Consider the following 509-nt stretch of genomic DNA (forward strand, 5'->3'; position numbering starts at 1 on the left):
TTCTGCGTCGCAGCCACCCTAATAATCCTCCAAAGAACAACACCCCTGCACCTATTGCACCGCCGCTGCCGTTATCGCTAAATCCTGAAACATTAGTGTCTTCTGGATCAAAGCCTGAATCACCTTCGCTATGGTAATCCTCTAAGGCTGCTAAGCTTGCGTTATAAACGGTTTTGACCCCAGAACTGGTTCTTGCCTCTATCCACGAGGTGTAATTCAGAATCTCTGTGAAGACGCTCGGAATGGCTGCCGACTCACAAATGGATGAGCCGTAACTCACAATCCCGATTTGCTGATACATACCGTTGCTGTCTTGATAGGTGAGTGGGCCGCCAGAGTCCCCACTACATATTCCGGTATAGCTACGGTCTGGAAAGCCATTTGCACAAATGTTTTCTTGATCGTTATACCCCACAACGAGAGAAGCACATTGGGCATCAGAAAGCGGTTGAACCTCCGCCCATCGTAAATAGTTCGGGCCACTGGTGTCGGTCGTGGACGTTTGTCCC

The 509-nt window shown here is 49.7% G+C and carries 1 protein-coding gene; it reads right to left on the minus strand.

Annotated elements, in window-relative coordinates:
• Positions 1-509 (minus strand): trypsin-like serine protease (locus R7Z49_RS27820; protein WP_318112888.1); only part of this gene is annotated, 509 nt, incomplete at both ends.

This window comes from Vibrio sp. 1562 (genome assembly GCF_033340155.1).
Classification (GTDB): domain Bacteria; phylum Pseudomonadota; class Gammaproteobacteria; order Enterobacterales; family Vibrionaceae; genus Vibrio; species Vibrio alginolyticus.